18 protein-coding genes are annotated in these 26,321 nt (G+C 68.1%); 8 read left to right on the top strand and 10 right to left on the bottom strand.

The annotated features are described in order from the left end of the window. Window positions 1–198: 198 nt before the first annotated feature. Together DIE08_RS31605 and DIE08_RS31600 are read left to right on the top strand one after the other, a co-directional pair. Entirely contained in the window at window positions 199–1,791 is a 1,593-nt protein-coding gene (locus DIE08_RS31605; RefSeq protein WP_124905576.1) for a protease pro-enzyme activation domain-containing protein, read from the top strand. 75 nt (window positions 1,792–1,866) lie between these two features. After that, window positions 1,867–3,543, top strand: coding sequence for a S10 family peptidase (locus tag DIE08_RS31600; protein ID WP_124905574.1), 1,677 nt, complete (start codon window positions 1,867–1,869; stop codon window positions 3,541–3,543). Between the two features lie 79 nt (window positions 3,544–3,622). On the opposite strand, the gene nadE is transcribed toward DIE08_RS31600, so the two are convergent. The 3 genes from nadE to DIE08_RS31585 form a co-directional block, all read right to left on the bottom strand. Further along, window positions 3,623–4,471, bottom strand: a complete 849-nt coding sequence (gene nadE, locus DIE08_RS31595; protein ID WP_124905572.1) for an ammonia-dependent NAD(+) synthetase — start codon at window positions 4,469–4,471, stop codon at window positions 3,623–3,625. A 231-nt stretch (window positions 4,472–4,702) separates the two neighbouring features. Continuing rightward, the gene (locus DIE08_RS31590; RefSeq protein ID WP_124905570.1) at window positions 4,703–5,572 is read right to left on the bottom strand and encodes a DMT family transporter; all 870 of its coding nucleotides are present in this window, start codon (window positions 5,570–5,572) and stop codon (window positions 4,703–4,705) included. A 253-nt stretch (window positions 5,573–5,825) separates the two neighbouring features. Then, the gene (locus tag DIE08_RS31585) at window positions 5,826–6,011 is read right to left on the bottom strand and encodes a hypothetical protein (protein ID WP_006752380.1); all 186 of its coding nucleotides are present in this window, start codon (window positions 6,009–6,011) and stop codon (window positions 5,826–5,828) included. A 205-nt stretch (window positions 6,012–6,216) separates the two neighbouring features. Between DIE08_RS31585 and DIE08_RS31580 the strand changes: the two genes are divergently transcribed. Further along, window positions 6,217–6,975, top strand: coding sequence for a DeoR/GlpR family DNA-binding transcription regulator (locus DIE08_RS31580; protein ID WP_124905568.1), 759 nt, complete (start codon window positions 6,217–6,219; stop codon window positions 6,973–6,975). A gap of 104 nt (window positions 6,976–7,079) precedes the next feature. Beyond that, entirely contained in the window at window positions 7,080–8,906 is a 1,827-nt protein-coding gene (locus DIE08_RS31575; RefSeq protein ID WP_124905566.1) for a phospholipase D-like domain-containing protein, read from the top strand. A gap of 123 nt (window positions 8,907–9,029) precedes the next feature. On the opposite strand, the gene DIE08_RS31570 is transcribed toward DIE08_RS31575, so the two are convergent. The 3 genes from DIE08_RS31570 to DIE08_RS31560 all read right to left on the bottom strand — a co-directional run bounded on the left by DIE08_RS31570 (window position 9,030) and on the right by DIE08_RS31560 (window position 12,804). Continuing rightward, window positions 9,030–9,704, bottom strand: coding sequence for a TetR family transcriptional regulator (locus DIE08_RS31570; RefSeq protein ID WP_059464545.1), 675 nt, complete (start codon window positions 9,702–9,704; stop codon window positions 9,030–9,032). 115 nt (window positions 9,705–9,819) lie between these two features. Beyond that, complete coding sequence (locus DIE08_RS31565; protein ID WP_124905564.1) at window positions 9,820–11,088, bottom strand: FAD-binding oxidoreductase; 1,269 nt, start codon at window positions 11,086–11,088, stop codon at window positions 9,820–9,822. 135 nt (window positions 11,089–11,223) lie between these two features. Further along, window positions 11,224–12,804, bottom strand: coding sequence for an amino acid permease (locus tag DIE08_RS31560; protein WP_124905562.1), 1,581 nt, complete (start codon window positions 12,802–12,804; stop codon window positions 11,224–11,226). Between the two features lie 677 nt (window positions 12,805–13,481). On the opposite strand from DIE08_RS31560, the gene DIE08_RS31555 reads away from it, so the two are divergent. Continuing rightward, window positions 13,482–14,993, top strand: a complete 1,512-nt coding sequence (locus DIE08_RS31555; protein WP_124905560.1) for an aldehyde dehydrogenase family protein — start codon at window positions 13,482–13,484, stop codon at window positions 14,991–14,993. A gap of 132 nt (window positions 14,994–15,125) precedes the next feature. On the opposite strand, the gene DIE08_RS31550 is transcribed toward DIE08_RS31555, so the two are convergent. Continuing rightward, complete coding sequence (locus DIE08_RS31550; protein WP_124905558.1) at window positions 15,126–17,585, bottom strand: DUF3772 domain-containing protein; 2,460 nt, start codon at window positions 17,583–17,585, stop codon at window positions 15,126–15,128. Between the two features lie 419 nt (window positions 17,586–18,004). Between DIE08_RS31550 and DIE08_RS31545 the strand changes: the two genes are divergently transcribed. Then, a complete protein-coding gene (locus DIE08_RS31545; RefSeq protein ID WP_124905556.1) occupies window positions 18,005–19,423 on the top strand; it encodes an MFS transporter in 1,419 nt (472 codons plus the stop codon). A 328-nt stretch (window positions 19,424–19,751) separates the two neighbouring features. Then, the gene (locus DIE08_RS31540) at window positions 19,752–20,987 is read left to right on the top strand and encodes a hypothetical protein (RefSeq protein ID WP_185715928.1); all 1,236 of its coding nucleotides are present in this window, start codon (window positions 19,752–19,754) and stop codon (window positions 20,985–20,987) included. A gap of 78 nt (window positions 20,988–21,065) precedes the next feature. Here the strand turns inward: DIE08_RS31540 and DIE08_RS31535 are convergent, their stop codons facing one another. Beyond that, window positions 21,066–23,264, bottom strand: a complete 2,199-nt coding sequence (locus tag DIE08_RS31535) for a penicillin-binding protein 1A (protein WP_124905552.1) — start codon at window positions 23,262–23,264, stop codon at window positions 21,066–21,068. A 97-nt stretch (window positions 23,265–23,361) separates the two neighbouring features. Next, complete coding sequence (locus DIE08_RS31530) at window positions 23,362–24,930, bottom strand: PLP-dependent aminotransferase family protein (RefSeq protein WP_124905550.1); 1,569 nt, start codon at window positions 24,928–24,930, stop codon at window positions 23,362–23,364. A 123-nt stretch (window positions 24,931–25,053) separates the two neighbouring features. Here DIE08_RS31530 and DIE08_RS31525 point away from each other — a divergent pair, with 123 nt between their 5' ends. Next, window positions 25,054–25,692, top strand: coding sequence for an FMN-binding negative transcriptional regulator (locus tag DIE08_RS31525; protein WP_124905548.1), 639 nt, complete (start codon window positions 25,054–25,056; stop codon window positions 25,690–25,692). A gap of 28 nt (window positions 25,693–25,720) precedes the next feature. On the opposite strand, the gene DIE08_RS31520 is transcribed toward DIE08_RS31525, so the two are convergent. Continuing rightward, window positions 25,721–26,302: a thioredoxin family protein gene (locus DIE08_RS31520; RefSeq protein ID WP_059598717.1), complete on the bottom strand. Its 582-nt coding sequence runs from the start codon at window positions 26,300–26,302 to the stop codon at window positions 25,721–25,723. Between the last annotated feature and the right edge of the window lie 19 nt (window positions 26,303–26,321).

Here is a 26,321-nt window from a genome sequence, read left to right as displayed (position 1 = left end):
GACAGAGGCCGCGTGCAATGCCGGCCTTCGTGGCCATGCCCCGCCGCAGAAGGGCGTGCGCGCAAATCGTCTGACTGATCTAAACTCCCTTCAACTTCGCGCATTCGCGAACCGACTGACCGAACGGAACCGACTTCCGCCGGCCATGTCCGATTTCCTGGCTGTTCCGTGCAACGCGGTACCAAGGAGGGTCTGAACATGGCAAGGCATCTTCACGCCGACCGTGAACCCCGAATCGTCGCCGAGTCCAAGTGCCTCGGCCCGTGCGATCCGGCAGAACGCATCCACGTCACGATCATGTTGCGGCGGCAGGAAGAAGGGCAACTCGATACGTTGGTCCACCAGCTCGCCGCCGGTGACGCGCAAGCGAAACCGGTGTCGCGCGAAACCTTCGCGCAACGCTTTTCCGCCAATCCCGACGACATTCGCAAGGCCGAGGACTTCGCGCGTCACCACCAGCTGACGGTCGATCGCGTCGATCCCGTCGAAAGCGTCGTCGTCCTGTCCGGCACGATCCAGCAGTTCGAAGCCGCGTTCAGCGTCAAGCTCGAGCGCTTCGAGCATCAGTCGATCGGCCAGTATCGCGGCCGCTCCGGCCCGATCGCGCTGCCCGACGATCTCGGCGATGTCGTCACGGCCGTGCTCGGCCTCGACAGCCGCCCCCAGGCGCGGCCGCACTTCCGGCTGCGACCGCCGTTCAAGCCCGCACGCGGCGGCGCGGCGGGCGTCACGTTCACCCCGATCCAGCTGGCGTCGCTGTACGGCTTCCCGGCCGGCGACGGTGCCGGGCAGTGCATCGCGATCATCGAGCTCGGCGGTGGCTACCGCGCGGCCGACATCCAGCAGTATTTCCACGGGCTCGGCATCAAGACGCCGCCGACGCTCGTCGACGTGAAAGTCGGCACCGGCCGCAACACACCGACCGGCGACCCGAGCGGCCCGGACGGCGAAGTCGCCCTCGACATCGAGATTGCCGGCGCAATCGCGCCGGCCGCGAAGATCGCCGTCTACTTCGCGCCGAACAGCGACGCGGGCTTCGTCCAGGCCGTCAACGCGGCCGTCAGCGACAGGACCAACAAACCGTCGGTGATCTCGATCAGCTGGGGCGGCCCGGAGGCGATCTGGCAGGCGCAATCCGCGCAGGCGTTCAACCGCGTGCTGCAGGCAGCGGCCGCGCAGGGCATCACGGTGTGCGCGGCATCCGGTGACAGCGGCTCGGGCGACGGGCTGCAGGACGGCGCCGATCACGTCGACTTCCCCGCATCGAGCCCGTATGTGCTCGGCTGCGGCGGCACGCAGCTCGATGCATTGCCGGGGCAGGGCATTCGCAGCGAGGTCACGTGGAACGACGAGGCGGCCGGCGGCGGCGCGGGCGGGGGCGGTGTCAGCACGCTGTTCGACCTGCCGGCGTGGCAGCAGGGGCTGACCGTCACGCGCGCCGATGGCAGCAGCACACCGCTCGCGAAGCGCGGCGTGCCGGACGTCGCCGGCGATGCGTCGCCGCAGACGGGCTACGAAGTGTCGATCGCGGGCACGGCCACGGTGATGGGCGGCACGAGCGCGGTCGCGCCACTGTGGGCCGCGCTGATCGCACGGATCAATGCGGCGGGCGGTGCGGCCGTCGGCTGGGTCAACCCGGTGCTGTACAAGAACCCGGGTGCGCTGCGCGACGTCACGCACGGCTCGAACGGCGCGTATGCGGCCGCGCAGGGCTGGGATGCCTGCACGGGCCTCGGCAGCCCGAACGGCGCGCAGCTCGCGGCGATCCTGACGCGCAAGCCGTCGAGCTGACGGCTGCGGTACACGGCTTTTCGTATGGCGCGGGCTTCCGGCCCGCGCCTTTTTCTCACCTCCAGGAGCAGCACGATGGGCATCGATTCCGCATCCTCCGGCGGCGTGTATCCGCTGCATCACGGCGACCACAATTCGCATGGCGTGCCGCCGACCATCAATCCGGTCGCGCTGAGCCACGGCCGCGACCAGCCGTTCTTCGATCCGGTCGCGTACGGCAATGGCCCCGACGACTCGGTCACCGACACGACCGAAGCGGCTGCGATCACGCACCACACGATCCTGATCGACGGCAAGCGCCTCGCGTACACGGCGACAGCCGGCCATCTCGTGACGGTCGATCCGAGCAGTTCGCAGCCGGCCGCGAAGATCTTCTACGTCGCGTTCACGGCCGACGGCGCGAAGGAGGAAACGCGGCCCGTCACGTTCTTCTACAACGGCGGTCCCGGGTCGTCGTCGGTGTTCGTGCTGCTCGGCTCGTTCGCGCCGAAGCGCATCAAGACCTCGATGCCGGGGTTCACGCCGCCTGCTCCGTACCAGATGGAAGACAATCCGGACAGCATGATCGACCACAGCGACCTGGTGTTCATCAACCCCGTCGGCACCGGCTATTCGGCGGCCGTCGCGCCGAACAAGAACCGCAACTTCTGGGGCGTCGACCAGGACGCGAATTCGCTGAAGCAGTTCATCAAGCGCTATCTGACGAAGAACAACCGCTGGAATTCGCCGAAATACCTGTTCGGCGAGTCGTACGGCACCGCGCGCAGCTGCGTGCTCGCGTACAAGCTGCACGAGGACGGCGTCGACCTGAACGGCATCACGCTGCAGTCGTCGATCCTCGACTACCGGCAGGCCGGCAACCCGGTCGGCGCGCTGCCGACCGCGGCTGCCGACGCGTGGTATCACAAGAAGCTCGGCGTCACGCCCGCGCCGACCGATCTCGGCACGTTCGTCGAGGAAGTCGCGCAGTTCGCGCGTACCGACTACCTGAGCGCACTGCGCAACGTGCCGCATGCCGATCCGGCCGCCGTGCGGAAGCTGTCGGACTACACGGGCATCGACACCGCGACGCTGCAGACCTGGGGGCTCGACATCGCGGGCTACGACGCGCGTGGCAATTCGTTGTTCCTGACGACGCTGCTGCACGCGCAGGGGCTCGCGCTCGGTTCGTACGACGGCCGCGTGACCGGGATCTCGTCGGGCATCGCCGGCAAGATCGATCCGAACTCGGGCGGCAACGACCCGACGATGACGGCCGTGACGGGGGTCTACACGGCGATGTGGAACAGCTACCTGAACGAGCAGTTGAAGTTCACGTCGAATTCCGCGTTCACGGACCTGAACGACCAGGCATTCCAGAACTGGGACTTCAGCCATATCGATCCGACCGGCGCGCAGCAGGGCATCGATGCGAAGGGGAACGTGATCCTCTATACGGCCGGCGATCTCGCCGCGGTGATGGCGCTGAACGTCGACCTGAAGGTGCTGTCGGCGAACGGCCTCTACGATTTCGTCACGCCGTTCTACCAGACCGTGATCGACCTGCAGCAGATGCCGCTCGAGGATCAGAAAGTGCGGCAAAACCTGTCCGCGCGCTTTTATCCGTCGGGGCACATGGTGTATCTCGACGGCGGTTCGCGCACCGCGCTCAAACGCGATCTCGCGACGATGTACGACGCGACGGTCAGCGATTCGGGCGCGCGGATGCGGATTCGCGCACTGCAAGCGAAGAAGACGGGCGGGCACGCGTAGCGTTGCCCGTCGTGCACGTGCCGCGCGTAACCGCCGGGTTCCGCGCGGCGCGGCATGGTGTTGCGGCGACGGCGCCGGCTTACGCGGCCGGCCAGTCGAACGGCGTGTACGGCAGCGCGCGCTTGTGGCGCGAGCCGTCGTAGAAGCGCAGCACCGTTTCGTACACACTGTCGGCCACGGGCTTGCCTTCGAGGAAATCGTCGATCTCGTCGTAGGTGACGCCATACGCGTGCTCGTCGGGGCGCAGCGGACGCAGTTCCTCGAGGTCGGCCGTCGGCACCTTCATCACGATCAGTTCGTCACCGCCAAGCGCGCGGGCGACCGCACGCACGCGGCGCTTGCTCAGGCCGGCGAGCGGCAGCACGTCCGCGCCGCCATCGCCGAATTTCGTGAAGAAACCCATCAGCGATTCGGCCGCGTGGTCGGTGCCGATCACGATGCCGCGCCGCGCGCCGGCGACCGCGTACTGCGCGATCATGCGCTCGCGTGCCTTGATGTTGCCGTGCACGAAGTCCTGCTGTGCCGGGTTTTCGAACGCATGGCCGGAGGCGACGAGCGATGCGAGCATCGCGTCGGCGGCCGGCTTCACGTCGACCGTGAACGTCTCGTCCGCGCGCACGAACGCGAGCGCGCGCTGTGCATCGGCTTCGTCGTTCTGCACGCCGTTCGGCAAGCGCATCGCGATGAAGCGGGCGTCGTAGCCGTCGGCGCGCAGCCGTTCGACCGCCAGCTGCGCGAGCCGTCCGGCCGTCGAGGAATCGACGCCGCCGCTGATGCCGAGCACGTAGGTCCGCAGGCCGGTCGAACGAAGGTACTGCGCGAGGAAGTCGACGCGCCGGGCGATCTCGGCATCGACGTCGAAGTGCGGGGTGACGTTCAGTTCGGCGATGATCGCGCGTTGGCGGCTGGCGTAATCGGCGGATGTCATGGAGTGTGGTTCCGGAACGAAATGCAAGGCGCCCATCATAAGCGCAATCGCGGCCCGGCGCCGCGCCGGGCATGCGATCCGGCGACCGCGCGTTGCATTGGCGAGACGCGCTGCATCGTCATGGGGCAGCGCGCGGGGCGCGTCGACTCCGGCGTGCACGCGGATGCTTCGTTTCGATGCATGGAAGGGGCGCGGTGACGGACGCTTCCTGCTTTCGCTCACTCGCCCGCGTCAGCGCCGCGCGAGCACGACGCCCGCCAGCGCGAGCCCGAAGCCGGCGAGCTGGACGGCCGCGAGCGTTTCGCCAAACAGCAGATAGCCCTGCAGGGCGGCGAGCGGCGGCGCGAGGAACAGCAACGACGTCGCGCGCGCGGCGTTGCCGCGCCGCAGCATCCACATCAGCATCGTGACCGCGCCGCCGGACAGGAACACGACGCCCCACACGAGCGATATCCACAGCGCCGGCGCGCCGATCCAGCGCGTTTCGTGCAGCAGCGCGACGAAGACGGCCGCGACGATCGCCGCGCCGAGGTTCTGCACGGCGACGGCCGTGCGCAGGTCGTTCTGCGCGAGCTTGCCCTTCTGATACAGCGAGCCGGCGGTGATCGAGCCGACCGACAGGATCGACACGGCCACGACGAACCACGCGGGCGCGGCGCCCGGTGGCGGCGCGACGCCGCCCGCGACCTTTGGCGCGAGCACGAGCGCGACGCCGGCGAGCCCGAGCGCCATCCCGAGCCAGCCGCGCGCGGGCAGGCGCTCATTGAACAGCGGCACTGCGAGCACGGCGGTGGCGAGCGGCTGCAGTGCGCCGAGCAACGCCATCACGCCCGCATTCAGTCCCTGCGCGACGGCCCAGTAGCTGGCGCCGAGATAGACGCCTTGCAGCAGCGCGCCCGCGATCAGGTGGCGCGGCCATTCGCGGCGGGCCGGCCACGGCGCGCGCGCGGCGAGCGCCACCGCGCCGAACAGCACGGCCGTGCCGGCGAAACGTGCGAGCAGGAACAGGTTCGGATCGGCGTAGGGCTTGATTGCCCGTGCGACGATGAAGCCGGTGGACCACAGCGCGACGAACGCCGCGGCGACGAGCGAGGTAAACATGCGTGGCGGGCCGCGATACGGCCGGACGAATCGTGAAGTTGGCCAGTATCGGTCGAGCCGATGCCGCCGTCTTGTCGGATTCTGCACTTGCTCGTGGCGCGTGCGCGCTGCATGCGGTTGCCATGCGCGGCGCGTTGGCCGTGGGCGTGACGTGCCGCGAGCGCGGCGGCGCGCCGGCCATTCCGTTACCGGCCGGCCAGATGAAGGTGCTGCGGCATGAAAGCGCGCCGTGGCGCGCGGAAAGGACGGGCGGTCAGTCGAGCGAGAACGTGTCGAGCGGCTGGTTCGCGCGCGCGTCGGTCGCGAAGCGCGCAGCGAGCTGTTCGTAAAGCCGGCGCGCCTCGTCGAGCGTCAGGTCGATCCAGTATGGATCGCCCGCTCCGTCGTTGAGTCGTTCTGGCGAAAACTGGATTTCGAGCACACTGCCTTTGCGATACATTCCCCAAGCCCCTTTATGGTTTGTCGTTCGGCGAAACGCAAAGTGTAGCAACCGCTTGCCGTGCCGATTCGCGCGCATCGGGCAATACAGAATTTCGCTTTCGTGAAACGCGACGACCGCCAGCCGCACCGCCGTCAAATGGCGGTCAAGCGGCCGTAATACAATGCTCGGCTTACCCATTACCAGTCGCCTCGGGCGCATTGCGATGCTGGCGGAACAACGTCATCAATACATTCTGTCGGAGCTCGGACGATCGGGCGCGCTGTCGGTAGCCGAACTCGTGCGCTCGCTCGACGTGTCGCGCGAGACGATCCGGCGCGACCTGAATGCGCTCGCGGCGCGCGGCCTGCTCGTGATGACGCATGGCGGCGCGCTGGCAGCGGACCGCCGCGAGCCGAGCCTGTCCGAGCGTGAAGCGGCGAACGCCGAAGCGAAGCGCACGATCGGGCGACGCGCGGCCGAATTCGTGCCCGACGACGCATCGGTGCTGATCGACTCGGGCAGCACGCCGCACGCGGTCGCGCTCGCGCTGGCCGACCGGCACCGGCTGTCGATCTACACGAACGACTGGCGCACGGCGTTCGTGTTCGCGCGGCGCAACGGCAATCGCGTGACGCTGCTCGGCGGCGAACTGTCCGACGACGAGGACGCGACGTTCGGGCTCGATACGATCCAGCAACTCGCGCAATACCATGTCGATTTCGCGTTCGTCGGCGCGGGCGGCATCACGGCCGACGGCGACTGCACCGACTACTCGCGGCTCGCGGCCGAAGTGCGCAGCCGGATGATCGCGGCCGCCGGCACGGCGATCATCGTTGCCGACCATTCGAAGTTCGGCCGCGTGACGCCGGTGCGGATCAACGGCACGTCGGCCGCGCGCTACCTCGTCACCGAGCGCGCGCCGGACAAGGCCGTGCGCCGCGCGCTGACCGCACGCGGCATCGAGCTGCTCGTGTGCGATTGACGCGCGTCCGACATACAAGGTTCATCGAACCGTCATCGCACGGGAAGAACCACCGTCAACACTGACTCATTCATCTCGACCGGGCCGCCCGGCAGGAGCAACGAATGACCGTCAGCGTACGCAGCTATCTTTCTCCGACCCTGGTCCTGCTGGCCTTCGACTGGCCCGACGCGGCGTCGCGCACCGACTTCCTCGGCTTCGCGATCCGGCGCACGCCCGGTTTCTGGGCGGCCGACGGCAAGACGCGGGCGCCGAACAGCTGGCTGCCGAACCGGCTCACGTTCGACGGCCCGGCCGCCGACACGCAGGGCGACGCACCGACCGACCAGGCGCCGATCCAGAAATTCATGTGGTGGGACGCGCGCATCGATCCGCAGGACCGCGATGCGTCATTCCGCTATGACGTCTATCCGGTCGTCGGCACGCCGGAGCACCTGCAGGTGCTCGATGCGGAGGCCGGCGTGTGCGAGGTCGTGTTGCCCGCTCACGTCGTGGATGGTGTCGGTACGTGGTTCAACCGTGCGGTCGTCAGCTCGCAGGCGTTCGCGAAGCAGGTCGCGGCACTGGGTCTCGCGCCGGATGCTGCGCCGAGCGCGGACCAGGCACTGAAGCTGCGCACGTGGCTCGCGAACGACATGGAACAGGTGTTCGCGGCGATGCTCGACCCCGCGTCGCGCGCGGTGTCGGCCGTCTACCATCTGACGGACACGCTGTGGGCGCTGCCCGCATTCGAGGCGTTCGGACGGCAACATGGCGAAGCGTCGCTCGCGATCGTCTACGACGCGCACGAGACCGCGCGCAAGGGGAAGCCGCCGCTGCCGTCGCCGAACCAGCCGGCCGTCGACGCGCTGCAGGGCCTCGCGACGCTCGCGCCGCGCGACCGGACGCACATCATGCACGACAAGTTCATCGTGACCGACGCACCGGCGAATGCGACAACCGCGGTGACGCCCACGCGCGTGCTGACCGGTTCCGCGAACTTCACGACCGAAGGGCTGACGGAGCAGGCGAACGTGCTGCACGCATTCGATTCGCCGGCGCTCGCGGCGCTGTACAACGCGCGTGCGCACGCGCTGGCTGCGAATCCGCCGATCGCGGAGACGGCGAAATTGTCGGCGGGCTGGTCGGCGCCGATGACGATCGGCAGCGCGCAAGTGCGCGTCGCGTTTTCGCCGGAGCCGGCGGGGCAGCGCACCGAGATCGATACGATCGTCGCCGCGATCGCGGCCGCGAAGCATTCGGTGTCGTTCTGCCTGTTCATGCCGACTGACGCTGCGCTGCGCGACGCATGCTTTGCAGCCGGCGACCGCGGCCTGATGATGTTCGGCCTGGTGAACCGCATCAACGTTGGTAGCGCGACGAAGGCTGATGCCGCGCAGCACGACGGGCAGTCGCTCGATGCGGCGACGCTCGCGAACCTCGAGCTTTACCATCGCCAGCGCGATCGGCGCGACGTGATCGATGCCGCCTATTTTTCGCCGGCAACGGTGCCGCAGGGTTTCGAACCGGAGCTGCGCCTCTTTCCGGGCGAGCCGGCGCCAGCGTACCCGCCGGTCGTGATCCACCACAAGTTCATCGTGATCGATGCGGAAGGCGCGAACCCGATCGTCTATACGGGCTCGGCGAACATGAGCCGCAACTCCGAGCAGTACAACGACGAGAACCTGCTCGAGATTCGCGACACGCGGATCGCGGCGATCTATCTCGCGGAATTCCTGCGGCTCTACGAGCACTACCGCGCGCGGGCGCTGTCGATCGAAACGAAACGGCATGGCGCCGGTGCGCAGCGGCAGCTCGCGCTCGCACCGGATTCGAGCTGGGCGAAGAAATATTACGTGGCGGGAAGCCCGGAAGAGAAGGCGCGGATCGCGCTGGCGTCGACCGTGCCGACGGACTCGCCCGCGACGCACGCGCGGCGTGAGGCGGCATGAAGCAGCGCGCGGCGTGCGTTCGGCTCGTGCCGGTTGCAGGCGGCGCGGCGAGGTTCGGGAGGTGTGCCGGGCGGCGAGTGGAATGCTCGCCGGCCAGCCTTCGGGCGGAATCGCGCGGTGCGCCTATGCGGCGACGTAGCGCAGCACGGAGTCGGTGATCGTCTCGCGATGTCGCGCGCGCAGCCGCGGCGCCGACGGATCGCGGCCGAACGCGGCGCCGAACGTATAACGGTTCGACACGCGGTGGAAGCAGAACGAGCTGATCAGCAGATGCAGGTCGAACGCGTCGATGTCCTTGCGGAAGGCACCGCTCGCCGCACCGCGCTCGAGCAGTTCCTCGAGCGTCTTGATGATGCTGACGTTGCGGTTCTTGAACGACTTCAGCTGTTCGAGATACTTCGCGCCGTGGATGTTCTCGATCGACACGAGGCGGACGAAGTCGCGGTGCTTGTCGTGATAGTCGAACGTGAATTCGACGAGCCGGCGCATGCCTTCGCGCGGCTCCATGTCGCCGACGTGCAGTTCCTGCTCGAGTGCGCGGATGTCGCCGTACACCTTCTCCAGCACGGCCTCGTACAGGCCTTCCTTGCTTTCGAAGTAGTAGTACAGCATCCGCTTCGTCGTGTTCGTACGCTCGGCGATCGCGTCGACGCGCGCACCGGCGAGGCCCATCGCGGAAAACTCCTGCGTGGCGACGTCGAGGATGTTGCGCTTGGTTTGCTCGGGATCGTATTTGCGCCGCGCATCGGTCGCAAGTGCGCGGCTTTCGGACGTGGCGGCCTTGCTTCCAGCTTTCATGTGACTTTGTTGTGGGTTCGCGGCGGCATGAAAAATCCATTCTAGCATGCGGGAAATGCCGGCCCGGCCGACCTTTCGTTCTAATCGGCCGTGCGGTTTCGGCTGCTGCCGCCGCTCAGCGCCGGCACGACGCGAGCGCGTCGCGGGCCTGGTACGCGGTGTACGTGAGCTGCGCGGCGGCGAGTCCCGCGAGCCCGAACGTGCGCGTGAGCCCGAACGCGGCGAAGCCCTCCGGCACGGGCCGCTCCCCGGCCAGCGCGGCGGCGAGCGCTTCGCCGGCGACGGTGGTGGGCGCCATCCCGTGACCGCCGAATGCGATCGCGTGCCACACGCCGTCCGCGTCGCGGCCGATCTGTGGCATCTTGTGCCGCGCGTAGCTCATCAGCCCGCCCCAGGCGTATTCGACCTTCACGCCTTCGAGCTGCGGATACACGCGCAAAAGGTCGCGTCGCAGCAGCCGCGCGATCGCGTCGGGGCCGCGGTCGAGCACGGAGATCCGGCCGCCCCACAGAATGCGCGTGTCCTTCAGCGGGCGGTAGTAGTCGAACGCGAAACGCGTATCGTAGATCGCGTACGGCGCGTCGATCGCGTCGGGCAGGCGCGTGCCGAGCGGTTCGGTCGCGATCACGTAGGTCGCGATCGGCAGCACCGCGCGTTCGATGCGCGGCGACACGCCGCGTGCATAGCCGCCGCCGGCGAACACGACGTCCTTCGCGCGCACCGTGCCCTGCGCCGTGCGCACGACGTAGCCGGCGCCTTCGCGCGCGATGCCGAGCGCGGCCGAGCGTTCGTACACGCGCGCGCCGCCGCGCGATGCGGCCGCCGCGACGCCGAGCACGTACTTGAGCGGATGGAAGTGAAACGCGTTCGGCTCGAACAGGCCGCCGTAATAGCGCTGTGTCTTCAGCCGCGCGCGCAGCGCGTCCGTCGAAACGGGTTCCCAGTCGACGTTGAATTCCTGCTTCATCAGCGTGCGCACGCCGTCGAGCCGCGATGGATCGTCGAACCAGTTCGCGAGCATCACGCCCTCGTCGACGATGTCGCAGTCGATCCCATAGCGGGCGATCCGCGCGCGGATCAGGTCGACCGCATCGACGGTGAGCCGGTACAGGCGGCGGCCTTCGTCGCGGCCGAGCGTGCGCAGCAGGTCCGCGTTGTCGAGGCTGTAGCCGCCGAACACGAAGCCGCCGTTGCGGCCCGATGCGCCGAAGCCGACCCGCTCTCCGTCGAGCACGACGACGTCCTGCACGCCGCGCTCGACGAGGCCGAGCGCCGTGCACAGGCCGGCGAGGCCGCCGCCGACGATGCAGACCTGCGTGTCGATGGTGCCGGTCAGTTGCGGGTAGGGCTGGCGGGTAACGGTGGCTTCGTAGAAGTTCTGCATGCGTTTTCGGTGATTCGTCACGACGGAAAAACGGACGGCGCGCGTCGATCTTGCCTGAACGCGCGCGTCGCGTCGAATGGGTTCTTCAGTGCAGCGGCCGCGGCGGTCGGGCGGCGGCCGTTGCACGACCGGGCGTCAGGCGCCCGGCGTCGGGTTCGGCGGGGCGGCAACGTAGGCCGGATAGCCGGTACTGGCCTTTACCGTCGCTTCGGGCGTCGCGTTGCGCTCGATCCACGGCGCGATCTCCATGTCCTCGTAGCGGACGAGCCGGCATTTGCGCACCAGCGCGTAGCCGAGCCAGATCGCGAGGAAGAACGGCAGGCCGATGTAGGTCGCGGCGATGCCGGCCCAGTCGATCCTGTCGGCGAGGAACGCCTGGTAGTCCTGGCCGAGTGCGACGACCGCGCACAACGCGAATGCGAACAGCGGGCCGAACGGAAACCACTTCGACCGGTATGGCAGCTGGTCGAGCCGATAGCCCTGCTTGAGGAAGCCCTTGCGGAACCGGTAGTGGCTGACCGCGATGCCGAGCCAGGTGATGAACCCGGCCATGCCCGACGTGTTCAGCAGCCACAGGTACACCGTCTTGTCGCCGTACAGCGACGTAAAGAAACACAGCGCGCCGACGGCGGTCGTCGCGTACAGCGCGTTGCGCGGCACGCCGCCCGGCGACAGCTTCGCGAACAGCTTCGGCGCGCGGCCTTCGACCGAGAGGTTATAGAGCATCCGCGTCGACGCGTACATGCCCGAGTTGCCGGCCGACAGCACGGCCGTCAGGATCACCGCGTTCATCACGCCGGCCGCGAACGCGAGGCCCGCGTGGCGGAACACGAGCGTAAACGGGCTCACGCCCACGTCGGTGACGTCGCTCTTCAGCAGGCTCGGGTCGGTGTACGGAATCAGCACGCCGATCACGAAGATCGCGAACACGTAGAACAGCAGGATGCGCCAGAAGATCTGGCTGACCGCGCGCGGGATCGTCGTGCGCGGGTTCTCCGATTCGCCGGCCGCGACGCCGATCATTTCGGTGCCCTGGAACGAGAAGCCCGCGATCATCGCGACGCCGAGCATCGTTGCCCAACCGCCCACGAAGGGCGCGTCGCCGATCGTGAAGTTGCCCCAGCCCGCGCTCGGGCCGCCTTGCATGATCCCGAAGATCATCAGCAGGCCGACGCCAACGAACGCGAGCACCGTCAGCACCTTGATCAGCGCGAACCAGTATTCGGCTTCGCCGAAGCCGCGCACCGACAGCGCGTTGAGCGCGAAGATCAGCGCGAGGAAGATCGCGCTCCACCAGACGCCTGGCACGTGCGGAAACCAGTAGTGCATCACGAGCTGCGCGGCGACGAGTTCGACCGCGAGCGTCACGGCCCAGCTGTACCAGTAGTTCCAGCCGAGCGCGAAGCCGAAGCCCTCGTCGACGAATTTCGCGCCGTAGGTCGCGAACGAGCCCGACACCGGCATGAACGCGGCCATTTCGCCGAGGCTCGTCATCAGGAAGTAGACCATCAGGCCGATCAGCATGTACGCGAGCATCGCGCCACCGGGGCCGGCTTGCGAGATCGACGCGCCGGACGCGACGAACAGGCCCGTGCCGATCGAGCCGCCGATCGCGATCATCCGCAGATGGCGCGCCTGCAGTGCGCGGTGGAGGGACGGCTTCGCGGGCGGCGAGCCGGACGGACGGGGCGAGTCGGGGCGGGCATCTGAATGCATGGCGGGTGCTGGGCGCTGTCTCCAGGATTGTTTTTTTGGCTGCGAAGCGTGACGCGTCGCCGGCCGCCACGGCGGGCAGCGGCACTGCTGCGCGGGCTTGATCCGGATCGACCGGAACGACCGGTGCACCGGGCCGCGACGCGTGTCGCCTTCGTCTGTCGTCCGGCCGCTGATCGGCGGCGCGTCGGGGCGCCGGGTGCGGTGCACCTCGACGCCGCACCGATCGTATGTGCCGGCCGCATGCGCGGCAAACGATATTTCCGCACAGGGTGATGCAACTTTGTCATCAACTTGTCGCGCATCGAAACCGGCCCGGCGGCCCGGCGGCCCGGCGGCCCGGCGGCCCGGCCACCGGCCCCGGACATGTCCCATGACCGTACCGAATCAAGCGGTCTCGTCCTGCCCGGGTGTTGCGTTTTGGGAATGAAGTCGTGAGTTAATATCAATAGCGGCCCGACTTGTGGCCACCGACAATGTGTCTCATGGATCGTGCCTCGCGAGGCCGGGGCGTGCCGTCCGGCCGGGTTTCCGGTGGCGGCGCCGCGCGATGCGCCACGCGGCGCACCGGGCCTGCCGAGCTGCACATCCGCTTGCACCGGGCGCGCGAACGCGCTCCAATCGAATCACGCGGGCGGCGTTGCCGCCGCACCGATCAATCTGTCCCTGAAGAGGAAGTGATGCAATTCAACGACATTCTTGCTGCGCTCGACATCGATCTCGCCCAGTGGAAAGGCAATGCGCTGACCGCGCGTTCGCCGCTCGACGGCGCGACGCTCGCGACGCTGGCGGTTGACTCGCCCGCCGACGCCGAGCTCAAGATCGACGCCGCGCACGACGCATTCCTCAAGTGGCGCACGGTGCCGGCGCCGGTGCGCGGCGAGCTCGTGCGCGTGTTCGGCAACGTGCTGCGCGAGCACAAGGCCGAACTCGGCCGCCTCGTCACGCTCGAAGCCGGCAAGATCACGTCGGAAGGGCTCGGCGAAGTTCAGGAAATGATCGACATCTGCGACTTCGCGGTCGGCCTGTCGCGCCAGCTTTACGGCCTGACGATCGCGTCCGAGCGCCCGGGTCACCGGATGATGGAGACGTGGCACCCGATCGGCGTGTGCGGCGTGATCTCGGCGTTCAACTTCCCGGTCGCGGTGTGGGCCTGGAATGCGGCGCTCGCGTTCGTGTGCGGCGATTCGGTCGTGTGGAAGCCGTCGGAGAAGACGCCGCTCACCGCGATTGCGTGCCACGTGCTGCTCGAGAAGGCGATCCGCGAATTCGAGAAGACCCACCCGGGCGTCGCGCCGAAGGGCCTGAGCCAGCTGGTGCTCGGCATGCGCGATGTCGGCGAGGTGCTGACGTCGTCGAAGAAGGTGCCGGTCGTCAGCGCGACGGGCAGTGTGCGGATGGGCCAGGAAGTCGCGAAGGTGCTGAGCCAGCGTCTCGCACGCGGCATCCTCGAGCTCGGCGGCAACAACGGGATGATCGTCGCGCCGAGCGCCGACCTCGACCTCGTGGTGCGCGCCGTCACGTTCGCGGCGGTCGGCACGGCCGGCCAGCGCTGCACGACGCTGCGCCGCCTGATCGTGCATCGCAGCGTCGTCGACCAGCTGCTGCCGCGCATCGAGAAGGCCTATGCGTCGGTGAAGGTCGGCAGCCCGCTCGAGGAAGGCACGCTCGTCGGCCCGCTGGTCGACCGTGCGTCGTTCGACGCGATGCAGAAGGCGCTGGCCGACGCACGCGAGCAGGGCGGCGAAGTGAAGGGCGGTGAGCGCGTCGATGTCGGTCACGCGGATGCGTACTACGTGCGTCCGGCCATCGTGCGGATGCCGAAGCAATCGGCGGTGGTCGAGCGCGAGACGTTCGCGCCGATTCTCTACGTGATGGTCTACGACAACTTCGAGGACGCGATCGACGTGCACAACGCGGTGCCGCAGGGCCTGTCGTCGGCGATCTTCACGAACGACATGCGCGAGGCCGAGCAGTTCATGTCGTCGGCGGGCAGCGATTGCGGGATCGTCAACGTGAACATCGGCACGAGCGGCGCGGAGATCGGCGGCGCGTTCGGCGGCGAGAAGGAAACGGGCGGCGGCCGCGAGTCGGGTTCGGATGCGTGGAAGGCATACATGCGCCGTGCGACGAACACGATCAACTACAGCCGTCAGCTGCCGTTGGCGCAGGGCGTGAAGTTCGACGTCTGACGGAGGGGCCCGCAAGGGCGCGTCGACGTTCGAATGACGAGGGCCGGTTGCCGCGAAGGCGGTAACCGGCCCTTGTCGTTTTCAGCGATGTGTGCGCGGCGATGCCCGATCTGCGCCCGCCCGATCACGTATTCATTTGTGAGTTGCGGATCCGTCGATTGCCGGCATGTTCTGCACGACCAGCATCTGCGGCGTCGACAGCGTGATCTGCGACGCCCGCAACTGTTTCAGGATCTCGAACAGCAGGTCGCTCTTCGTCGCGCTCGCGATCCGCGGGCTCGCCACGTAGCCCGTGACGCTCAGCGTGATCCCGTCGGGCGCCAGCTGGCTGAACGTGACCGACGGCGCCGGCTTGTCGAGAATCGCCGGATGCTCGCGATACGCGTCGAGCAGCAGGTCGCGCACCTGCTCGGGGTCGGTGTTCAGCGGGAACGTGAGCATCAGCGTCGCGACGCCCTGCGTGCTGTTGCCCATCGTCACGTTGCGCACGTTCTGCGAGATCAGTTGCGAGTTCGGCACGATCACGGTCGAGCGGTCGCTGAGCTGGATCTCGGTCGCGCGCACGTTGATGCGGCGGATGTCGCCTTCGACGCCCGCGATGCTGACCATGTCGCCCACCTTCACCGGCCGCTCGGTCAGCAGGATCAGCCCCGACACGAAGTTCTTCACGATCTCCTGCAGGCCGAAACCGATACCGACCGACAGCGCGCTGACGATCCACGCAAGGTTGCTCCATCTGACGCCGAGCAGCCCGAGCGCCATCAGCACGAGCAGCACGTAGCCGACGTTGGTGAACAGCGTGATCAGCGACACGCGCATTCCCGCATCCATGCCGAGTGCCGGCATGAACTCGCTGTCGAGCCAGCGGCGCACCGAGCGCAGCAGGTAGAAGCCGATCGCGAACCCGATCACCGCGTTCATGATCCGGTCGGGCATGATGTTCAGGCTCTGCAGCCGCTGGCCGCCGATCATCGCGACCGCGCTGTCGAGCAGATCGCTCGGCGTCGTGCCGAAACCGCCCGTCAGCAACGCGATCGCCGCGACCAGCATCAGCAGGCTCGTGCCGAGGCCGGACACGACGGTATGGGCCTGGTCGAGATGTCGGTCGTCGAGCGCGAACAGGTGCTTGATCTGCTTGCCGGTCGACAGGTTCGCGGAGAACAGGCTTTCGCTCGCGTCGCGCGTCAGCTGCGTCATGATGTAGACGCTGCACAGCACGATCTCGAACCACACAAGCTCGTAGGTGATGAAGCGTGCGACCGTGATGTAGCCGATCAGCAGCGCGCCGAGCGACACGACGATCGCCAGCGTGACGCCCGCATGGATCAGCCCCGCGAGCGTCGAGCGATCCTCGGGCGCCTCGCCGGATGCCGCAAGCGCGCTGCGTACGCGATTCGCGCGCAGGATCGACGCGCCGACGGTCAGCGCGACGACGAGCGAGACGATGCCGCGCCCGAACAGCGTGACGGACAGGCTGGTATCGACGATCCGGTTGATCGATTCGAGCGTGCCCGACATCAGCAGCAGCGCGGCCAGCACGCCGGGGAACGGCTTCATCGCGAGCGCGACGGGATCGGCGAGCGCGGGCAGCCGCCACGACGGATGCTTCGTGCAGAGCAGCGCGCGGCCGAGGCCGGCGATCAGCGCGCAGGTCACGGCGAGCTTCGCGAACTGGTCCCACAGATCGGTCATCGACGACGTGAGCTCGGAGTGGCGGGCGAGCGCGAGATAGAGGATCTGGACGGCGACCGCGGTCGCGAGCAGCGTCGAGAACGCCGTGGCCAGCGCCAGCGCACTGCGGCGCAGCCGGGTGGGCGGCAGGCGGTTCAGGCAGAACCACGCGAGCCCGCGTTCGACGATGCGGCGGCCGCCGAGCCAGACCGCGAGCGCTGCGATCATCAGCAGCGTGGTGAGCGCGCGCTGGCCGGGTGTCCAGGACGAGCGCAGCATGTCGCGCAGTTCGTCGTTGAAATCGTCGAGCCGCTGCACGTCGTCCGGCGACAGATGGAACAGCGGCAGCCAGAACTGCGCGCCGAAGATGCTGCCGGAACGGAACGCGAGCTGGTTCTTCAGCAGGCTGCGGTGCAGCTTCGAGAACTGGTCGTTCAGGTTCGCGAGGTTGGTCTTCTGGTCGGCGGCCTGCTTCAGCGCCGCGTCGATCTGCGCCTTGCGCGCGTTCAGCGTCGCCCGCTGCTGTTCGACGGCGGGTGTTTCGGGCGATGCGCCCGGGGCCGGCGGCGGGCCGAGCACGTCGAGCTGCGCCTGGACCTGCGTGCGCTGCGGCGCGAGCTGGCTCTGCAGCTTGTCGACGTCGGCGCTCAGTTCCTGGGTCGCGTCACCGAGCTCGTCGAGCTCCTTGCTGTTGGTCGCGTTCGACGTCTGCTGCTTGATGCGGTCCTGTTGCACCTGCATCTGCTTGAGTTGCGCAACGGCGTCGCTGAGCGAAATCGTCGGCACGGGGACGCCGACGCCGCTCGCGCCCGGTGCGGACGCGGCCGTCGGAAATGCCGACGCGGTCGCGATCGCCGCGAACTGCAGCAGTGCGAACAGCGCGATTCGGCGTGCGTACGTGGATAGTCGTTGTATGGACATGGAATGCTTACGTTTTGCCGACAATGCCGGGTGCCGCAAGGCGCCCGGAAGCCGGGAGTTGGCCCGGTAGCATGTTACCGGGGCATGGCGGCCGCGGCGCTGCCGATCGTGCGCCTTCCCTTTCGCGTACAGCGGTGCCCGCACGGGCATGCGATTGCCGCGCGGGCCCTTGCCGGCGGGGCCGTGACGGTCGCATTCGCAGTCCGGCAGCGCAACGTCGTGACGCCGGCGAACCTTACAGATCCGACAGAACGTTACGCAATTTACACAATAGCCGGCGCGAAAGTGGGGTGTCCGAACCGGTTGGCCATGCAACGCGGCCCGAGCGGCGTGCCGGTACAATGCAGCGAATCGCCCGACGGCGGCCCGCCGGCCGCCGGACAACAAAACACACGACACGATCAGGAGACACGACCAAGATGGTCTCAACGGACAGCTTTCCACAGGCAGCCGCCTCGTCCTCTTCCATCGACGCCGGCTCGATTTCGGCCCGCCTCGATCGCCTGCCGCCGACCCGCAGCGTCTGGAAGCTCGTCGTGCTGCTGAGCCTCGGCTTCTTCTTCGAACTCTACGATCTGCTGTACAGCGGCTACGTCGCGCCGGGCCTCGTGAAAAGCGGGATTCTGTCCGCGACGACGCACGGCCTGTTCGGCACCACGGGCGTCGCGAGCTTCATCGCCGCGCTGTTCTCCGGCCTTTTCATCGGCACGATCGCATGCGGCTTCCTCGCGGATCGCTTCGGCCGCCGCGCGATCTTCACGTGGTCGCTGCTGTGGTACACCGCCGCCAACGTCGTGATGGCGTTCCAGGATACGGCAGGCGGATTGAACTTCTGGCGCTTCGTCGTCGGCCTCGGCCTCGGCGTCGAGATGGTGACGATCGGCACGTACATCTCCGAACTCGTGCCGAAGCAGATCCGCGGCCGCGCGTTCGCGTGCGAGCAGGCGGTCGGGTTCGTCGCAGTGCCGGTGGTCGCATTCCTCGCGTACCTGCTCGTGCCGCACGCCCCGCTCGGCCTCGACGGCTGGCGCTGGGTCGTGCTGATTGGCGCGCACGGCGCGCTGTTCGTCTGGTGGATTCGCCGCGAGCTACCGGAGAGCCCGCGCTGGCTCGCGCAGCAGGGTCGCGTCGACGAAGCCGATCGCATCATGCGCGCGCTCGAGGCGAAGGTCGAAGCCGAATACGGCCGGCCGCTGCCGCCGCCCGCGCCGGCCGAGCCGGTGCCGCCGCGCGGCAGCTTCCGCGACATGTGGGTGCCGCCGTATCGCAGCCGCACGATCATGATGACGATCTTCAACGTGTTTCAGACGGTCGGCTTCTACGGCTTCGCGAACTGGGTCCCGACGCTGCTGATCAAGCAGGGCATCACGATCACGTCGAGCCTCATGTATTCGAGCGTGATCGCGCTCGCCGCACCGCTCGGCCCGCTGATCGGCCTCGTGATTGCCGACCGCTTCGAGCGCAAGTCGGTGATCGTCGCGATGGCGGCGGCGATCGTCGTCTGCGGGCTGCTGTTCAGCCAGACGACGGTGGGCGCGTTCCTGATCGTGCTCGGCATCGGTCTCACGCTCGCGAGCAACATCATGTCGTACAGCTTCCACGCCTATCAGGCCGAGCTGTTCCCGACGTCGATCCGCGCGCGCGCAGTGGGCTTCGTCTACTCATGGAGCCGCTTCTCGGCGATCTTCTCGTCGTTCGTGATCGCGGCCGTGCTGAAGGGCTTCGGCACGTTCGGCGTGTTCGCGTTCATTGCCGGCGCGATGGTGATCGTGATGGCCGCGATCGGATTCATGGGGCCGCGTACCAAAGGCATCGCGCTCGAAGCCATTTCGAAGTAGACGCGGGGTTGCGCACGCACGTGCCGCATGCGGCACGCGCGTGAATTTCCGGCGCTTCGAGTTGCCGGAAACGCCCAGCGAAGCAACCTGCCATGCAGCGGCGAAGCAAGCGGAAACGAGTTGAAACAAAGCGTGACGAAGCGCAAAACCGCCGCGAAACCGGGGGTTCGGCCCTGCCGATTCGTCTCCGAGCGGGTAGAATGAAAGACCTGACGACTCATTAGCCGCCATTGGACCGAACGCGTTGTACTGCGAACGACTCCACCGGGAAGAGGCGTCGGCGCCGGGCGCATGCGTGCCCCCGGCATGTCGATGGCTCGCGCGGGAGATGCGCCGTTTGCAACGTGCGGCGGCCGGCTCGGCCGATGGCTTCGATCGCATGATGCTCTCCGACCTGACGCGGCGGTTGTCCAAGCTGCGTTGCCGTACCCTGGCGCTCGCCACGTATGTGTGGCTCGCAGCCGCTCTCCCGATTTCCGTTCTCGTCGCGCGGCCAGCCCTCGCTGCGTCCGACGTGCCGCCGGCCACTGCTACGTTTTCCTCATCATCTGCTTCGGCCGCGCATCCGGCTTCGCCAGCGCATGTGTCGTCGGAGGCTGGGCCCGCGTCTGCGGCGTCCGCCGTGCATCATGCGTTACCCGCCAGCGGGGCATCGCCGGCATCCGCTGCGTCCGCGGCCTCTCCGGCTTCCGCGGCATCGGCAGCATCCGGCACACCGGCGAGCGAAGCCGAAGCACCCGCACCGACGCCGCCGCGCCGGCACCCTCCGCTGTCGGCCGAGGAGGCGAAGAACGCGACCGCGCGTGCGATCGACATGCGCAAGCGCTTCACGCAGGAAGTCAAGCGACGCCTGAACGTGCCCGCGAGCGAGCAGCGCGCGTATGGCGATCGCCTTCAGAACGCGCTCGCCGATGCGGATCTCGGCGACCTGGCCGGCGAATACGTTGCGCTCGTCGACCGTGCGCCGAACGTGCAGGCGCTGTTCATCTACTTCCGCGCGACGCCGTCCAATGCGTGGCTGTTGATCGGCGCGTCGCCGGTCGCCACCGGCTGGCCCGGCCAATACGATCACTTCCTGACGCCGCTCGGCGTGTTCCACCATTCACCCGACAACATGGACTTCCGCGCGGAAGGCACGACGAACGACAACGGCATTCGCGGCTACGGCATGCGCGACATGCGCATCTACGACTTCGGCTGGGTGGACGGCGAGCGGGGCTGGGGCAAGGGCGGCAAGTCGCCGATGCGCTTCCAGATGCACGCGACCGACCCCGATCGCCTCGAGCCGCTGCTCGGCATCCGGCACTCGAAAGGCTGTGTGCGCATTCCTGCTTCGCTGAACACGTTCCTGGACCGGCACGGCATTCTCGACGACGACTATCAGGCGCGCGTCGAGGCTGGCAAGTCGTTGTGGGTGCTGCGCCGCGATCGCGACATCACGCCGATCGCCGGCCGCTATCTGGTCGTGATCGACAGCGCGCGCAAGACGCGTCCGGCATGGTCGCCGGCGCCGGGACGCAACGCTTGGTCGAAGCTGCCGAAGAGCGGCGACACGGCGGACTGACGACGGCCGCTCCGACGAAGGCGGTGCATGCCGGGATCGCTTCGTCCGGGAGGACGAGGCGTCGTTGCCGAGCAGTGCTCAGCGGAAGATTTTCAGCCAGTCGAACAGGCCGGGATGCGGACGCCGCCTCGGTGCGGGCGCCGGTGCACTGCGCGGCCGGAAGTCTGGCGAAAACTGCGCGTGCGGATCGATCGCGCGCGCACGCAGCGCCGCATCGTAGAACGAGCCGACGATCGGCAGCGCACTGTGCGCGCCCGCGCCCCAGTAGTCGCTGCGCAGCGTCACGCTGCCGTCGTCGAAGCCGACCCATGCACCAGCCACCAGTTGCGGATGCATCAGGATGAACCAGCCGTCCGTGTTGTCCTGCGTCGTGCCGGTCTTGCCCGCGACGTCGACGCGAATCCCGTAGCGCGAGCGGATGTCGGCACCGGTCCCGTAATCGACGACGCCGCGCATCACGTCGACCAGCGTCTGTGCCGCGGCCACCGGCAGCGCGCGTTCGGGCGGCGCGCTGCCGAACGCGGCGAGCACCTTGCCGTCGCGGTCCTCGATGCGCGTGATCATCTGCGGTGCGACGTACACGCCGCGGTTCGCGATCGTCCCGTACGCGGACACCATTTCCTTCAGCGTGACGGGGCTCGTGCCGAGTGCGAGCGACGGCACCGCGTCGAGCGCGCTGTCGCGCACGCCCATCGCGCGCGCGAGCTGCGCGACCCTGGCCGCGCCTTCGCGCTGCATCACCTGCGCGGTGATGCGATTGCGCGACAGCGCAAGCGCGTCGCGCAGCGTCATCGGTGCGTCGGTCGGCGGCTCGGCATCGGTCGGATGCCACACCGCGTGCGCGCCGATCGGGATTGCGACGGGGCGATCGACGAACGTATCGCCCGGCTGCATGCCGTCCGCGAACGCGGCGCCATAGACGAACGGTTTGAACGTCGAGCCCGGCTGGCGCCGCGCTTGCACGACGTGATCGAACGGCTCGCTGCCGAAATCGGGGCTGCCGACCCACGCGCGAATCGCGCCGTTGCGCGGATCGATCGCGACGAAGCCCGCCTGCACCTGCGTCTTGCGCTCGCACAACGCGCGGATGAACGCGCGATTCGCGCCGAGCTGCTTCAGCGCCGCCACATCGGTGAGCCCCGCGTCACGCGCGGCGCGATAGTCGGGCGTCTGCCGGATGAAGCCGCGGAACAGGTTGTTGCGCAGCCCGCAGCCGGACGGGTTGTGCCACGCGCTGTCGGCGATTGCCTGCAGGCGATCGGTCTGCTGCGTCAGCGCTTGCGTCGCCATGTCCTGCAGCTGTGCATCGAGCGTCGTGCGCACGACGAGGCCGTCGGCGTAGAGATCGTAGTTGTTGCGGTCGGCCCATGCGATCAGCCACTTGCGCAGCTGCACCGCGAAGTGCGGGGCGAGGCCGGGTTGCGCGGTCTGCGGCTCGAAGTCGACACGTAGCGGCCGGCGCTGCAACTGCGCGAGCTGCCGCTGCGATAGCATGCCCATTGCCGCCATCCGGGCGAGCACGATGTTGCGGCGCTGTACCGCGCGCTCCGGGTTCAGCACCGGGTTGTAGTAGCTGTTGCCCTTCAGCATTCCGACGAGCGTCGCGCTTTCGACGATGTCGAGCTGGTCCGCCGACTTGCCGAAATAGGTGCGCGCGGCCATCTCGACGCCGTACGCGTTGTACAGGAACGGCACCGTGTTCAGGTAGGTCTCGAGAATTTCGTCCTTGCTGTACACCGTCTCGATCTTGAACGCCGTGATCAGCTCCTTCACCTTGCGCGTGAGCGTCGGCGCGCGGCCGACTTCGTCCGGATACAGGTTGCGCGCGAGCTGCTGCGTGATCGTCGAGCCGCCCTGGCGGCTGCCCGAGAACGTGTGCAGCCCGGCCGCGAGCGTGCGACGCCAGTCGATGCCGTGATGCGCGTAGAAGCGGTGATCCTCGGTCGCGATCAGCGCGTCGACCATGTGCGGCGAGATCTGCTTGAGCGGCACCCATTCGCGATTGACGGGCCGAAACTCGGCGATCAGCTGACCGTCGGCCGACAGCACGCGCGCAGGGCGGTCGATGCGTGCCTTGCGGATGTCGCCGATGCTCGGCGTGAACGGGACGAACGCGAGCAGGACCAGCAGGCCGAGCACCGGTATCGCGGCGAGCGTCAGGGCGACACCGCGGCGCGTCGGATGGCGCAGGCGATGCCAGGCGCCGGCGCCCAGCAAGCGGGCGCCGGTGCGGTAGCGAAGACACAGGTCTCGAAGAAACGGCACGAAGCGATTCACGGCGGCAGGAGCGCGAGCGGAAAAGGCGCGATCCTAGCAAACCGCGAACCGTTGCCCGTGGCCAAACAGCCCGTTTTCTTGCAGGATTTACAGACGATTACGTTTGTTTCCCGCGGACAACCTTTGGTCGTACGCGTTTTGGTCGTACGCGTTGCCGCGATTCTTCCGATGAAACGGTGCCGGCCGCTTCGCCGACCACATCCGCTAGGCGCTGCGCGGCCGCTTCCATCCGTGCGCGATCGAACCCGCCGAAGCCGAGCACGAGGCCCGGGCGCGCGGTGCCCGGCGCGAACATCGGCGATACCGCGCGCACCGCGACGCCCGCCTGCGCGGCGCGCGCCACCACGTCGAGATCGTCGATCCCTTCCGCGAGCCACAGCACGACGTGCATCCCCTGATCGCCAGGCTGCACCCACGCGCGCTCGCGCGGCAGCCGCGCGCCGAGCGTGTCGATCAGCAACGCGCGCTGTTCCGCATAGACGCCGCGCACACGGCGAATGTGGCGGTCGAGATGCCCTTTCGCGATGAAGGCGGCGAGCACGTGCTGATCGGCGGTCGGCGCGTGCCGATCCATCAGCACGCGCGCACCGCAGAACGCGGGCACGAGATCGCCGGGCGCGATCACGTAGCCGAGCCGCAGCGACGGGAACAGGATCTTGCTGAACGTGCCGAGATAGATCACGTGTTCTGGATCCAGCCCTTGCAGCGACGGAAACGGATAGCCTTCGTAGCGCAGCTCGCTGTCGTAGTCGTCCTCGACCACCCACGCGCGATGCGCGCGCGCCCAGCCGAGCAGCGCGTTGCGCCGCGCCATGCTCATCGGCATCCCGAGCGGATACTGGTGCGACGGCGTGACGAACGCCGCGCGTGCGTTCGGCGCGAGACCGATGCCGGCCTCGACGTCGATGCCGTCCGCGTCGACCGGCACGCGGACCATCGCGTCACGCCGCCCGGTGCTCTCGAGCAGTGCGGTGATGCCGCGATAGGCGGGATTCTCGACCCACGCGCGATCGTTCGGGCCGAGCAGGACCTGGCTCGCGAGGTGCAGCCCTTGTTGCGTGCCGCTCGTGATCACGACCTGATCGGCGCTGCAGCGCACCGAGCGCGAGCGGCGCACGTAATCGGCGATCGCTTCGCGCAGCGGCAGCGCGCCTTGCGGATCCGCATAACCGGACGGCGCACCGGCGCCGCGGGCGCGCAGCCGGTTGCCGAGCCGGCGCCAGATGTCGTCGGGTGCGGTGAGCCCGACCGGCACCGAGATCGCGAACGGCACGGCCGGCAACGGACGGAATTCGCGGGCGATCCGCGCGAACGTCGCGGCCGGTTCGGGCAGCCCGGCGTGTGCGGCACGCCGCCGGGCGGCGGGTGGTTCGACGGCCGGCGGAGAGGGCTCGGCGAGCGCGTTCGCGACGCGCGTGCCGGCGCCGCCGCGCGCCGCCAGGAAGCCTTCGGCGACGAGCTGCGCATACGCGTCGACGACGGTGCCGCGCGCGACCTGGAGCGACGTCGCGAGCAGCCGCGTCGACGGCAGCGTGTCGCCGGGCCGCACGTCGCCGCGCCGCACCGCTTCCCGCAACGCCTGCGCGAGCTGGCGGCTCAGGTCGCCGGCCGCGCGGTCGAGCACGCCGAGCGACGGGATTTCGACGATCCGGGCGGTTCTGGCCATGATTCTGGTCTTCTGAAATTGTTCGAAACCGGCTCTACAGAATAAACCAGTTAGCGGTCACAATCTGCGCATGACGGGCCAGTGCCCGCGTCATTTCAATCCCTGCACGACCGTGGAGCCGACATGTACGTACCTGCCGATTTCAACGAGCCCAACCCCGACGCATTGCGCGAACTGATCGTGCAGCATCCGTTCGGCAGCCTGGTCACGCACGGGAAGAGCGGGCTCGACGCGAACCACCTCCCGTTCGAGTTGCTGCCGGGCGACGGCGGCCTCGGCGAACTGCATGCGCACGTCGCGCGTGCGAATCCGGTCTGGCAGGAGGTCGCGAACGGCGACGACGTGCTCGTGATCTTCCGCGCCGGCGACGCGTACATTTCGCCGAACTGGTACCCGAGCAAGCATGCCGCGCATCGGCAGGTGCCGACGTGGAACTACGTGGTCGTGCATGCGCACGGCCGCATCACGGTGCGCGACGACGAGAAGTTCGTGCGCGGCGTGGTCGCGCGGCTGACGCGCACGCACGAGGCGTCGCAGCCGGTGCCCTGGAAGATGGCCGACGCGCCAAAGGACTATCTCGACACGATGCTGCAGTCGATCGTCGGGCTGCAGATCGAGATCACGCGGCTCGTCGGCAAGCGCAAGCTCGGGCAGAACAAGGCGGTCGACGATATCCGCGGCGCGGGCGACGCGCTGATCGCGGACGGGAATCTCGCGATCGGGGAGGCGATGCTGGCGGAGGCGGATGCGAAGCGGGGGTAGGTCACGGTGAATCGCATGGGGGCGCATGCTACTGCGTATGCGTCGCGCCCTTCGCCCCTTCTCCCGCCTGCGCCAGCGCCCCCCGGATCGCCGCTTCCGTCTTGTCATACCCGCCCTCGCCATACCGCGTATAGACGACCTTCCCGTTCGCGTCGATCAGGTACAGCGCGGGCCAGTACTGGTTTCCGTACGCACGCCACGTGTCGTAGCGGTTGTCCTGCGCGACCGGATACTGGATGCCGAAGCGCTTGATCGCATCGGCGACGTTCTTCGCGTCGCGTTCGAACGGATACTCGGGCGTATGCACGCCGACCACGACGAGCCCCTGGTCGCGATACTTCCGGTACCAGTCGTTCACGTACGGGATCGTATGAATGCAGTTGATGCACGAGTACGTCCAGAAATCGACCAGCACGACCTTGCCGCGCAACTGATCGAGCTTGAGCGGCGCGCTGTTGTGCCAGCGCTCGATGCCGGTGAAGTCGGGCGCTGGCGTGCCGGCCAGCGAGGTGGTCGTGCCCGCGTCGTCGCGGGTGCCGGCGAATGCGGCGAGCCCTGCCGTGGCGGCGAGGGCGATCACGAGGGCGGCGGTCCTGAATCTGGGCAGCATGACGGTTCTCCGGTTCGGC

The sequence above is a fragment of the Burkholderia sp. Bp9004 genome (genome assembly GCF_003858025.1).
Classification (GTDB): Bacteria; Pseudomonadota; Gammaproteobacteria; order Burkholderiales; family Burkholderiaceae; genus Burkholderia; species Burkholderia diffusa.
Note: the sequence above shows the minus strand (reverse complement) of the source record. Positions and strands in the feature narration are given on the sequence as shown.

Bases quoted from the DNA above. Each gene is read 5' to 3' on its own strand.
- DIE08_RS31605 (WP_124905576.1), top strand. From the start codon at position 199: ATGGCAAGGCATCTTCACGCCGACCGTGAACCCCGAATCGTCGCCGAG.
- DIE08_RS31600 (WP_124905574.1), top strand. From the start codon at position 1,867: ATGGGCATCGATTCCGCATCCTCCGGCGGCGTGTATCCGCTGCATCAC.
- nadE (WP_124905572.1), bottom strand. From the start codon at position 4,471: ATGACATCCGCCGATTACGCCAGCCGCCAACGCGCGATCATCGCCGAA.
- DIE08_RS31590 (WP_124905570.1), bottom strand. From the start codon at position 5,572: ATGTTTACCTCGCTCGTCGCCGCGGCGTTCGTCGCGCTGTGGTCCACC.
- DIE08_RS31585 (WP_006752380.1), bottom strand. From the start codon at position 6,011: ATGTATCGCAAAGGCAGTGTGCTCGAAATCCAGTTTTCGCCAGAACGA.
- DIE08_RS31580 (WP_124905568.1), top strand. From the start codon at position 6,217: ATGCTGGCGGAACAACGTCATCAATACATTCTGTCGGAGCTCGGACGA.
- DIE08_RS31575 (WP_124905566.1), top strand. From the start codon at position 7,080: ATGACCGTCAGCGTACGCAGCTATCTTTCTCCGACCCTGGTCCTGCTG.
- DIE08_RS31570 (WP_059464545.1), bottom strand. From the start codon at position 9,704: ATGAAAGCTGGAAGCAAGGCCGCCACGTCCGAAAGCCGCGCACTTGCG.
- DIE08_RS31565 (WP_124905564.1), bottom strand. From the start codon at position 11,088: ATGCAGAACTTCTACGAAGCCACCGTTACCCGCCAGCCCTACCCGCAA.
- DIE08_RS31560 (WP_124905562.1), bottom strand. From the start codon at position 12,804: ATGCATTCAGATGCCCGCCCCGACTCGCCCCGTCCGTCCGGCTCGCCG.
- DIE08_RS31555 (WP_124905560.1), top strand. From the start codon at position 13,482: ATGCAATTCAACGACATTCTTGCTGCGCTCGACATCGATCTCGCCCAG.
- DIE08_RS31550 (WP_124905558.1), bottom strand. From the start codon at position 17,585: ATGTCCATACAACGACTATCCACGTACGCACGCCGAATCGCGCTGTTC.
- DIE08_RS31545 (WP_124905556.1), top strand. From the start codon at position 18,005: ATGGTCTCAACGGACAGCTTTCCACAGGCAGCCGCCTCGTCCTCTTCC.
- DIE08_RS31540 (WP_185715928.1), top strand. From the start codon at position 19,752: ATGCGCCGTTTGCAACGTGCGGCGGCCGGCTCGGCCGATGGCTTCGAT.
- DIE08_RS31530 (WP_124905550.1), bottom strand. From the start codon at position 24,930: ATGGCCAGAACCGCCCGGATCGTCGAAATCCCGTCGCTCGGCGTGCTC.
- DIE08_RS31525 (WP_124905548.1), top strand. From the start codon at position 25,054: ATGTACGTACCTGCCGATTTCAACGAGCCCAACCCCGACGCATTGCGC.
- DIE08_RS31520 (WP_059598717.1), bottom strand. From the start codon at position 26,302: ATGCTGCCCAGATTCAGGACCGCCGCCCTCGTGATCGCCCTCGCCGCC.